This is a genomic window from Mycobacterium sp., from assembly GCF_049673265.1.
In the GTDB taxonomy this organism is placed as follows: domain Bacteria; phylum Actinomycetota; class Actinomycetes; order Mycobacteriales; family Mycobacteriaceae; genus Mycobacterium.
The window spans coordinates 1-11,103 of sequence record NZ_JBATXN010000428.1; the positions used below are offsets into that span (position 1 = coordinate 1).

Genomic DNA, 11,103 nt, shown 5'->3' on the forward strand with positions numbered 1-11,103 from the left:
GGATGAACGAGATCGCTAAGGCCGCAGGCTGTTCCCGCGCGACGCTGTATCGCTACTTCGAAAACCGCGAAGCATTGCGCAGCGCTTACGTGAACCGCGAGACCTACCGGCTCTTCGATGCGATCAAAGAACAGATCAGTGACATCACCGACCCACGCGAACGACTAAGTGCAGGCATCGCGACAACCCTTCGCCTGGTTCGGGAAAGCCCCGCGCTGTCGTCGTGGTTTGCCACCACGCAGCCGCCGATCGGTGCTGAAGTGGCCGAGCATTCCGACGTCATCACGGCGCTTGCCGCGGCGTTTATCAACTCGCTCGGCGCCGCCGACCCGGCGGCCATCGAAAGTCGGGGCCGCTGGCTGGTCCGGGTGATCACGTCGCTGCTGATCTTCCCGGGCCGCGACGTAGCCGAAGAGCAGGCGATGATTCAGGAGTTCGTCGTCCCGATTGTGGTACCGACCCAGAAGGGGGCACCCGCGTAAAGCGATGCAGCAGCCACGCCAACGGGACGGTCAAAACCAGCGTCGATACAAACAGCCCAACCATCGAACCGGTGTAAACGTGATCCCGCATGACGTAGACCATCGCCAATTCCATTGTCACCAAATGGATCAAGAAGATCTCGTAGGAGATCTCGCCCAACCACACCATCGGCCGCGTCGCGAGGAACCGGCAGTACCAGCCCTGGTTTCCCAACGCGAGCGGCGCCACCGCCAGCGCGGCAATCGCCGCATAGAACACCGCTTTGTACAGCGCTTGCGACAGGCCCAGTGGTGATGTCGTCGGATCCCCCGCGATCGGCGTAGAAGCGATGAAATAGCAAATGACGGCAAGCGGTAGCGCGATGAATGCGTAACAGCGCACCCCCATCGCTTGCAGCACAGTCAGGCCCATGCCGGCGAGGAACCAGATCAGGTAAGTGGGCAGCCACAGCCGCATTCCGTTCGGCACCGAGGTCGTCAGATGCACCAATATCAGCCACGCCGGAGAAATCAACGCGAGCGCGCCGAGGCCGACAAGCATCAGCCTCGGTCGCCATTGCCGTCGGCACAGGACCACCAGTAGCAGGTACGACAGCAGCGGTAGCACCACGTAGAACGCGGCTTCCACCGCCAAGCTCCACATCTGGGTAAGGCCCTGATGCAAATATCCCTTCAAGTAGTTGCTGGTATAGATCTGGGTCAACGTCAGATTGCGCAACAAACCGATCCAGGTGTGGCCGAAATTTGGCCCGGCCGTTCGGAAGTGATAGATGACGTAAGCGATCAGCACGGTGACGATGTAGGCCGGCATGATGCGCCGGACCCGGTGCCAGGCGTAGCGGCGGACCGACGGCTCTGGGCCGCCCGTCGCGGTCGATTTCACCCATGGCCGGAACAGGAGGAAGCCAGACAGCACAAAGAAGATCGGCACACCGATCTCCATCCGGGAGCAGACCAGCCCGAAGTAGCCGCGCGGGTATTTGCCGGTGGTGTACGCCGCGTGGGTCCCTACCACGAGAAGCGCCGCGACCGCACGGACACCGGTCAGCGACGCGACCCGGTCCGGCCCAGAGACCTGTTCGAGTCCGCCCTGAGCAGCCGTGGCGTCGGCCCGGGTCATCCGCTGTGATCCCGCCGCTTTGCGCCGCGATCAGGACGCTTGGCGTTGTCTCGACCGCGCTCGGGCTGCAAGTTGATCAGCACACCGGAAATACGGGTCCGCTCAAGAGCTTTGAGCGTCTCGCGAGGAAGTTTGGCGGGCAGCTCGACCAGTGAAAAATCGGGCTTGATGGTGATGTGGCCGAAATCGCTGCGGTGCAGGCCGCCTTCGTTGGCGATGGCGCCCACAATCGCGCCCGGGCCGATCTTGTGGCGCTTCCCCACCGCAATGCGGTACGTGGCGAACCCCTTCTGGGGGCCCTCACCCGCTTTGCGCGCGGATTTGGCGGGCCGGTCCTCGCGATGCTTGGGACGGCGCTCGGGCGGCGGCTCGGGTGCCATCAGGAAGGCTTCACCGTCACGCGATTGCAACGCCAGCGCCGCCGCGATATCGGCCATCGGGACGTCGTGCTCGCGCTCGTAGTCCTCGACCATCCTGCGGAACAACTCGATGCCCGCTGAGCCGAGGCTGTCGGTGATGGAATCGGCGAATTTCGCCACCCGCTGCGCGTTGACGTCTTCGACGCTGGGCAGCTCGGCTTCGGTGAGCTTTTGCCGCGTTGCTTTCTCTATCGCCTTGAGCAGGTGGCGCTCTCGCGGCGAGACGAACAGCAGCGCGGCGCCCGACCGCCCGGCCCTGCCGGTGCGCCCGATCCGGTGCACGTAAGACTCGGTGTCGTTTGGGATGTCGTAGTTGAGCACATGCGATATCCGCTCGACGTCCAACCCCCGGGCAGCAACATCGGTGGCGACCAGGATGTCCAGTCCTTTTGAGCCGCCTTCCTTCAGCGCAGCAATGGTCCGCTCGCGCTGAGCCTGCGGGATGTCGCCGTTGATGGCTGCTGCCGAAAACCCCCGGGCGCGAAGCTTTTCGGCCACCTCTTCGGTGGCTTGCTTGGTGCGGACGAACACGATCATCGCCTCGAACGGCTCGACCTCCAACACTCGAGTGAGCGCATCCATCTTGCGCGGGCCGGCGACCTGGATGTAGCGCTGCGAAATATTCTCTGCAGTAGCAGTTTTCGCCTTGACGCTGACTTCGGTCGGATCGTGCAGATACTTGGTGGTCAGTTTGCGAATCGCCGGCGGCATGGTCGCGGAAAACAGAGCGACTTGTTTGTACTCCGGCGTTTCGGACAGGATCCGTTCGACGTCCTCGGCGAAGCCCATGTTGAGCATCTCGTCGGCCTCGTCGAGCACCAGGTAGTCCACCCGGGAAAGATCCAACGTTCCGCGTTCGAGGTGGTCGATGACTCGGCCGGGGGTGCCGACCACCACCTGTGCGCCACGCCGTAGCCCGGACAATTGCACCGCGTAGGACGACCCGCCGTAGATCGGTAGCACGTTGATCTGCGGTAAATGGGAGCCGTAGCGGCTGAACGCCTCGGCCACCTGCAACGCCAGCTCGCGGGTGGGGGCCAGCACCAGCGCTTGCGTCGCCTTGCTGCCGGTATCGATCTTGGACAGGATCGGCATCGCGAATGCGGCCGTCTTACCGGTCCCGGTCTGAGCCAGCCCCACCACTTCCGACCCCGCCATCATTGCCGGAATCGTGGCCGCCTGTATCGCAGACGGCGACTCGTAACCGACGTCGGCAACGGCCTGCAAGACCGAGGGGTGGATTTGCAGGTCGGCAAAGGTCGTCGGGGCGTTATCTGGGGAGGTCATTTGAAGAAAGAGTTTAGTGGTCAAACACACCCGGCCACGCCTGCCACGTCGGCCGCACCGGCCGAGGTACGGTGCGACCTTGTGTGGACACGACACCGCGGTGTCCTGCGGTTGACTGGGCTGGCCGCCGCCGCACTGATCGCCGCGACCGTCAGCGGCTGCGGATCGGGCGACTCGACCGTCGCCAAGACGCCGCAGGCGACGACGGCCCGCCCCACCGCCGCGCCTGGCAAACCAGGCCCGCCGGCCGCGAGCGGGGCCCCAACCAGCACCAGCTCCGCGGCAGCCGACCCGTGCGCCGTCAGCCTCAGCGCGCCCGGAATCGCACGAGCGGTATCGGAGCTGCCCCGCGATCCTCGCAGTCAGCAGCCGTGGAACCCCGAACCGTTGGCCGGCAACTACAACGAATGCGCCCAGCTGTCAGCAGTGATCGTCAGGGCCAACACCAACGCGCAGAGCCCCAACACCAGGGCGGTGATGTTTCACCTCGGCAAGTTGATACCGCCCCAAGGAGTGCCCGACACCTACGGATTCAACGGGATCGACGCGTCGCAGTGCACCGGCGACACAGTGGCGTTGGTGTACTCCGGCGGTATCGGCTTGCCCAGCGTGGTGAAGTTTCGCTGGAACGGCAACGGGGTGGAGCTGATCGCCAACGGCGTAGGCTAGCCCAGCCTGTCGGTACTTCGGCCTACAGTTGCTGCTGTGTTCCTGGCAGACGACAGCATCATCTACAGCGCGTCGGATCTCGCGGCCGCCGCTCGCTGTGAGTACGCCCTGCTGCGCGATTTCGATGCGAGGCTTGGCTGGGCTCCGGGGATCGTCGTCGAGGACGAATTACTAGCGCGTACCGCTGCTCTCGGTGACCAGCATGAGCAACGCCGGCTCGATCAGCTGCGCGAAGAATCCTCCGGCGCGGTGGTCGTGATCGGCCGTCCCGCTTATACCGTTGCCGGCTTAACCGCCGCCGCCGCGGCCACGCAGCGGGCCATCGCGAACAACGCCGCGGTGGTGTACCAGGCCACTATGTTCGACGGCCGTTTCGTCGGGTTCGCCGATTTCCTGGTGCGTGATGGCGAGCAGTACCAAGTCTCCGACACCAAGCTGGCCCGCTCGGCGAAGGTCACTGCACTGCTTCAGATCGCGGCCTACGCGGATGCCCTGATCCGTTCCGGCGTCCCGGTGTCTCCGGAGGCCGAGTTGGTGCTCGGCGACGGCAAGGCAGTGCGCTACCGCATCGACGAGCTAATCCCGGTCTATCTGGAGCGGCGTGCGAGATTGCAGCGGCTGCTCGATGAGCACTATGCCGGCGGCACACCGGTGCGTTGGGATGACGAGCGAGTACACGCGTGTTTCCGATGCCCGGCTTGCGACGAGCAAGTTCGGGCAAGCGACGATCTGCTGCTGGTGGCGGGGATGCGGATAACTCAGCGCGCCAAGCTGATCGACGCGGGAATCACCACGCTCGCCGAACTGGCCGACCACATCGGACCGGTTGCCGAGCTATCGGCCCGGACCCTGGCCAAGCTGGTTTCGCAGGCCAAACTGCAAGTGCGCCAGCGTGAGACCAGCACACCGCAATTTGAGGTGGCCGACCCGCAGCCGTTGGCGTTGCTGCCCAATCCCGATGACGGAGATTTGTTCTTCGACTTCGAGGGTGACCCGCTCTGGACGGCCGACGGCACCGACTGGGGGCTGGAATATCTGTTCGGCGTCTTGGAAGGCGGACGATCGGGGGCTTTCCATCCGCTGTGGGCCCATAACCGCCGCGATGAGCGCAAGGCATTGACCGACTTTCTCGCGCTGGTGGCCAAGCGGCGCAAACGCTTTCCGAACATGCATATCTACCATTACGCGTCCTATGAGAAGACAGCGCTGCTGCGCCTTGCCGGACGCTACGGAGTCGGCGAAGACGAAGTCGACGAGCTACTACGCAGCGGGACGCTGGTCGACCTGTATCCGATCGTGCGCAAAAGCATCCGGGTCGGTAGCGAATCCGTCGGCCTCAAGGCCCTGGAGCCGCTGTACATGGGGTCGCAGCTGCGTTCCGGTGAGGTGACCACGGCCGCAGACTCGATCACCCAGTACGCCCGATTCTGCCAGCTGCGCGACAACGGCCAGCTCGACGAGGCCGCCACCGTGTTGAAGGAGATCGAGGACTACAACCTCTACGACTGCCGATCCACCCGCGCCCTACGCGACTGGCTACTGATGCGGGCCTTCGAATCAGGCATCACGCCCATTGGGGCGCAGCCTGTTTCGGATGGCGGCAGCATCGAGCAACCTGACGCGCTGGCGGGCGTTCTCGACGAGTTCACCGAAGTCGCGGAGGGCGGCACGCGCACTTCTGAGCAGACGGCCGTTGCCCTGGTGGCCGCGGCGCGCGGCTATCACCGCCGCGAGGACAAACCGTTCTGGTGGGCGCATTTCGACCGGCTGAACTATCCGGCCGATGAATGGGCCGATGACACCGACGTCTTCATGGTCAGCGACGCGGACATCGCCGTCGATTGGGACCGGCCTCCGCGTGCCCGCAAGTTGCAGCGACGGGTACAACTGACCGGCGAATTGGCCCGCGGCGCACTCAACTCCGAAGTGTTTGCACTTTACGAGCCGCCCGCCCCGCCCGGCATGACCGATAACCCCGATCGACGGGCGGCGGGCCGGGCCACGGTGATCGAGGCTGACGACTGGACAGTTCCGACCGAGGTCGTCGTCGTCGAACGAGTACCTCAAGACGGCAATACCTTTCATCAACTCCCGTTCGCGCTTACTCCGGGTCCGCCCATTCCGACGACGGCACTTCGGGAATCGATTCAATCGGCGGCGGCCGCCGTGGCCGCCGGACTGCCGCAACTCCCCCGCACCGCGCTGCTCGATATTCTCCTTCGCCGCCCGCCTCGGACCCGTGACGGCGCGGCGCTACCGAGGACCGGCGAAGCCATCGACGACATCACGGCCGCGCTGCTCGACTTGGACTCGTCGTACGTGGCGGTGCACGGGCCGCCCGGAACCGGCAAAACCTATACCGGCGCGCAGGTCATCGCGAGGCTGGTCGGCGAGCACGGCTGGCGCATCGGTGTTGTCGCGCAATCGCATGCCGTGGTGGAGAACCTGCTCGACTGTGCGATCGAGGCCGGCGTCGATCCGCTGCGGGTCGCAAAGAAACGCTACGACCGCGACGATGTCCGCTGGCAACAGATCACCGAGCAGGAATACGCCGGTTTCATCACCGGCACAGGGCCAACAAGGGGGTGCGTGATCGGCGGCACCGCTTGGGACTTCGCCAACCCCACCCGCGTCCCGCCGGGCAGCCTGGACCTGCTGGTGATCGACGAGGCCGGCCAATTCTGTTTGGCCAACACGATTGCCGTGGCGTCCGCCGCCGCGAACCTGCTGTTGCTGGGCGACCCGCAGCAGTTGCCTCAGGTCAGCCAAGGCACGCATCCTGAGCCGGTCGATGGATCTGCGCTGGGCTGGCTGGTCGAAGATCATCGCACGTTGCCCGCCGAGCGGGGCTACTTCCTGGACCGCACCCACCGGATGCATCCGGCGGTGTGCGCACCGGTATCGGCACTGGCTTACGAAGGCCGATTGCAGTCCTACGTTGATATCACCGCGGCGCGCCGCCTCGATGGATGTCCCCCCGGGGTCCACATCGTTGAAGTCCGCCACGAGGGCAACTCGACCGAGAGTCTGGAAGAAGCCGACGCGATCGTGGCACGGATCAACGCGCTGCTCGGCTCGACCTGGACCGATGAGCACGGCAGCCGGCCCTTGACGGCCGCGGATGTGCTGACGTTGGCGCCTTACAACGCGCAGGTGGTGCTACTGCGGCAGCGGCTGGCGGCCGCTGGGCTCAACGACGTCCGAGTGGGGACCGTCGATAAGTTTCAGGGCGCCCAAGCACCGGTGGTGTTCATTTCGATGACCGCCTCGTCCGTCGATGACATTCCACGAGGAATCCCGTTCCTGCTCAACCGAAACCGATTGAATGTGGCGATCAGCCGCGCACAGTATGCGGCAGTGATCGTGCGCGCCGAGGCATTGACCGACTACCTGCCCGCGGCGCCAGCGGGTTTGGTGGAGCTGGGTGCATTCTTGGCCCTGACGGCCTCCGGTACACCAGCTGGCGTCGCAGCGCCCGCCGGCTAACGATCCCGGAATGAATGCCGTCCGTAGTCGGCGGTGTCGTCCGGGTCGGGGCGGTAGTGCCTGTTGCGCGCCCGCGGCGATACACCCTCGACCGGGCGGAAGTGCTGCTCATCGTCGACGTGGAAACCGTTGTGGGCGAATCCGATTGGCTCGACTTCCGGCACCGGTAGCGAGTCGTCGTCGAGAAGGCTGCGCCAAGATTCGACAGGTGCGCTATGCCAGGCCTCAGCGGGTGCCGGTTGTGGGTGCTCGATCTGAACGGGCAACGGTTCAGTGATGTCATCGACATGTGCTCGCGTTGGCTCAATGTCGCGCACCGGTTCGCGCGAGGCAATGCGAGCGGGCGGCAACGTGTATTCCACATAGTCGTCGTCATCGTCGAAGCCATCCTGGAAGCCGCCATCATGGTCGTCGGGAAAATCGTAAGAAACGTTGGGCTTCAACCGAATCCGTCGCGTGCTGGACTCGGAGCCATCCTGGTGGTCGGCACCGCCCGCCCCGGCGCGTGTCGGCCGGTCGTCGCCAGGCGCCGAGCCGGTGAAGCCGATCATGAACAGTGCCGCCGCGATGCCGAAAAGCGCGATGAACGCCGGGAGCAGCATCGACTGGGACATCGCCGCAGAGAACGGCTCGCGCAGGAATCCCGGCAGCTGCAAGGCGACACCCGTGCCACCGTGCGGGCCGAATGCCTCACCGTCGGGCATCGGCGGCATCTCGGAGGTGATCCTCGACGTCATGAAGGAGGCCATGCCGGCGCTGCCCAACACTGCACCGACCTGGCGGGTCGCGTTGTACACACCAGAACCGGCCCCGGCCAGCCGCGACGGCAAGTTGCGCGTGGCGGTGGCGGCCAGCGGCGCCCAGATGAACGCCATTCCAAAACCCAAGACAATGAACGGCAGAACCAGCTGCCAGATCGGTGCGGACGGTGTCATCGCGATCGAGAGCCAGGTCAGCCCGATCGCCAAAACCGAAAAGCCGAAACCGACCACCGAGCGAGGGTGAGCACGATCGACCAACTTGCCGACGATCGGCGCGAGCAACCCACTGGTAATCGCCATCGGCGCGGTCAGCAAAGCCGAACGGGTGGGCGATAATCCGCAGACCGTCTGCGCGTAGAACATCAGCGGCAACACCATGGCCGTGGCCGCGAACCCGATCACCGCCCCGCCGAGGTTGGCAAGGCTGAAGTCACGGTCGCGGAAGATGTCAAGTGGAATCAGCGGCTCGTCGGGGCTGACCGACTGCCAATAGACGAACGCGGTCATGAACCCGATACCGGCGACGAACACCGCCCAAATCCACGGCGCCCAGCCGTCGGACTGACCCTGCTGCAAGGCGAACACGATCAGGAACATCGCCAGCCCGGACAATCCCACCCCAACCAGGTCGAAACGGGGTCGATGGGTCGGCAAAACCGGCATCAGCCAAACCGCGAGCCCCAGACCGATGATCCCGATCGGGACGTTGACGAAGAAGATCCACGCCCAGCCCAGCGCGTCGACCAGCACACCGCCGGCCAGCGGCCCAACCAAAGTGGCCACGCCGGCGGTGGCGCCCCACACGCTCATCGCCATCCCGCGCCGTTCCGGCGGAAAGATGCGGGTGATTACTGACAGCGTCTGGGGGGTCAGCACCCCGGCGCCGATGCCTTGTACCACCCTTGCGGCGATCAGCATCCCGATGGTTCCCGACAGACCGCACCACAATGAGGCGGCGGTAAACACTGCCAGACCGGCCAGGTAGAGGTTTTTCGGGCCGAACCGGTCACCGAGCCGGCCGGCCACCAGCAACGGAACAGCGTAACCGAGCAGGTAGGCGCTGGTCACCCAGATCACCGTGTCGTAGCTGGTGCCGAGCTTGGTCATGATGCTGGGGTTGGCGACCGCGACGATCGTGGAGTCGAGCAGGATCATGAAGAAGCCGACCATCATCGCCCAGAGCGCGTCCCACGGACTTGCGGCTCTGCGGCGCTTGGTCGCCGTGGCGCCACCGGCGCGTCGGGTGTCCCCACCCGCTCGCCTCCGAGCAGTCGCCGCAGTCATTGTCCCTACCTCTCTTGGCTCCGCACCTCGCCGGTCTGTAGCGAACTGGCAAACTCACCTAGCCGCGAGAGCTCGGCCTGCACCATTGCTAGCAAGTAATCCACGGACACCGGCGTCGCGAAGCGCCATGATCCTGACCGCCCGGGCCTGCTGTGCCCCGACGCGGTCGTCGACCGCATTCGCCGCTGCATCCTTATCCAGGGTAACGACCACGGCAAGTGCGACGACAACCTGCAGGAACTCATGGACGGGGATGCTCGCCGCACGTTTCGTGCGTCTGCAGCTAGCCTGAAGACATTCCGGTAGGACTTCCACGTAGGACTCGGAGGCACCTAATGAGCGCCCGACGGACGCATTCAGCGGACGACCAGCTGCCCGCCGCTACCGACAGCAAGCCAAAGGCATCCGCGCGCGCATTGGCCAGCATTATCGAGCGCAGCGCACGGATCCAGGGCCCGGCGGCCACCGCATATGTGGAACGGCTTCGCCGGGTAAACCCCGGGGCCACCCCCGCCGCCATCATCTCGAAGCTGGAGAAGCGTTACGTGACCGCCGTCACTGCCAGCGGTGCAGCCGTGGGTTCGGCAGCGGTGCTGCCGGGCTTCGGCACATTGGCGGTGCTGTCCGCTGCGGCCGGGGAGACGGCGGTGTTCCTCGAGGCCACTGCATTTTTCGCGTTGGCGACTGCGACCGTGTACGGCGTTCCCGCCGAAAATCGAGAACGCCGCCGTGCCCTGGTGCTCGCCGTGCTGGTTGGCGACGACAGCAAGCACGCCCTCGGCGAATTGCTCGGCTCGCGCCGCACTAATGGCGCCTGGCTCTCCGAGGGCGTGGCATCACTGCCGATGCCCGCGTTGTCGCAGTTGAATTCCCGGTTGCTGAAGTACGCGGTCAGGAAATACACGCTGCGGCGCGGTGCGCTGCTGTTCGGCAAGATGCTGCCGATCGGTATCGGCGCCCTGATCGGCGCGATCGGCAACCGATTAGTGGGTAAGAAGATCGTGCGCAACACCCGCAATGCGTTCGGGACGCCCCCGGTGCGGTGGCCGGTCACCTTGCATCTGCTGCCCACTGTTCACGACGCCGGTTAGCCACCAGCCCGGCCGGTGCCGTTGCCGGGCATCCCGTGACCGTGGCGGATTGTCGGCAAAGGGTTAGCCTTTATGGGGCGGAAACACCTCGGACGCCGCGGGTGACATGCGCCGACACCGGTTGTAGGAAGTGGCAAGCGTCGCTAGCACGCTTGTCGGACAGAGGAATCGAGGCGAGCAGCTGCCGTGAGCAGTACGAGTTCACCATTCGGTCAGAACGAATGGCTGGTCGAGGAGATGTACCGCAAGTTCCGCGAAGACCCCTCCTCGGTCGATCCGAGCTGGCATGAGTTTCTTGTCGACTACAACCCCGAACCAATCGGCGACGGTTCGAACACCGCTGACGCCCAGCCGCCTGCGGCTCCGGCTGCGCAGGCCGCGCCCGCTCCACCCGCCCCCACGCCTGCGTCGACCAGCGCCGCCGCCGTCGGCAACGGCGTGACCAGCCCCCCAGCGACCCCGGCAGCTGCGCGCCCGGCCGGCCCGGCACCTGGGGAAGGTGAT

General features: G+C 65.2%; 8 protein-coding genes. 5 read left to right on the top strand and 3 right to left on the bottom strand.

Annotation, left to right across the window (positions count from 1 at the left end):
- Positions 1-482, top strand: a 482-nt coding sequence (locus tag WBF82_RS14955) for a TetR/AcrR family transcriptional regulator (protein ID WP_424383778.1), incomplete at its 5' end; no start/stop codon positions are given.
- On the opposite strand, the gene WBF82_RS14960 is transcribed toward WBF82_RS14955, so the two are convergent.
- Complete coding sequence (locus tag WBF82_RS14960) at positions 373-1,602, bottom strand: acyltransferase family protein (RefSeq protein WP_424383779.1); 1,230 nt, start codon at positions 1,600-1,602, stop codon at positions 373-375. The genes WBF82_RS14955 and WBF82_RS14960 overlap by 110 nt on opposite strands.
- A complete protein-coding gene (locus WBF82_RS14965) occupies positions 1,599-3,308 on the bottom strand; it encodes a DEAD/DEAH box helicase (RefSeq protein ID WP_424383780.1) in 1,710 nt (569 codons plus the stop codon). Before WBF82_RS14965 ends, WBF82_RS14960 begins: the two co-directional genes overlap by 4 nt.
- An 81-nt stretch (positions 3,309-3,389) precedes the next feature.
- Between WBF82_RS14965 and WBF82_RS14970 the strand changes: the two genes are divergently transcribed.
- Both WBF82_RS14970 and WBF82_RS14975 read left to right on the top strand, forming a co-directional pair.
- Entirely contained in the window at positions 3,390-3,977 is a 588-nt protein-coding gene (locus WBF82_RS14970; RefSeq protein WP_424383781.1) for an LppP/LprE family lipoprotein, read from the top strand.
- Positions 3,978-4,013: 36 nt separating this feature from the next.
- Positions 4,014-7,463, top strand: a complete 3,450-nt coding sequence (locus WBF82_RS14975; protein ID WP_424383782.1) for a TM0106 family RecB-like putative nuclease — start codon at positions 4,014-4,016, stop codon at positions 7,461-7,463.
- Here WBF82_RS14975 and WBF82_RS14980 read toward each other — a convergent pair.
- Positions 7,460-9,508 (bottom strand): MFS transporter, encoded by a 2,049-nt coding sequence (locus tag WBF82_RS14980; protein WP_424383783.1) that lies wholly within the window; start codon positions 9,506-9,508, stop codon positions 7,460-7,462. The two genes, WBF82_RS14975 and WBF82_RS14980, sit on opposite strands and share 4 nt — an antisense overlap.
- 335 nt (positions 9,509-9,843) lie before the next feature.
- On the opposite strand from WBF82_RS14980, the gene WBF82_RS14985 reads away from it, so the two are divergent.
- Both WBF82_RS14985 and WBF82_RS14990 read left to right on the top strand, forming a co-directional pair.
- Complete coding sequence (locus WBF82_RS14985) at positions 9,844-10,599, top strand: hypothetical protein (protein ID WP_424383784.1); 756 nt, start codon at positions 9,844-9,846, stop codon at positions 10,597-10,599.
- Positions 10,600-10,785: 186 nt separating this feature from the next.
- The coding region (locus WBF82_RS14990) for a 2-oxoglutarate dehydrogenase E1 subunit family protein (RefSeq protein ID WP_424383785.1) at positions 10,786-11,103 on the top strand (318 nt) is incomplete at its 3' end.

Coding starts and splice junctions, on each gene's coding strand:
- WBF82_RS14960 (WP_424383779.1), bottom strand. CDS start 1,602: ATGACCCGGGCCGACGCCACGGCTGCTCAGGGCGGACTCGAACAGGTC.
- WBF82_RS14965 (WP_424383780.1), bottom strand. CDS start 3,308: ATGACCTCCCCAGATAACGCCCCGACGACCTTTGCCGACCTGCAAATC.
- WBF82_RS14980 (WP_424383783.1), bottom strand. CDS start 9,508: ATGACTGCGGCGACTGCTCGGAGGCGAGCGGGTGGGGACACCCGACGC.
- WBF82_RS14985 (WP_424383784.1), top strand. CDS start 9,844: ATGAGCGCCCGACGGACGCATTCAGCGGACGACCAGCTGCCCGCCGCT.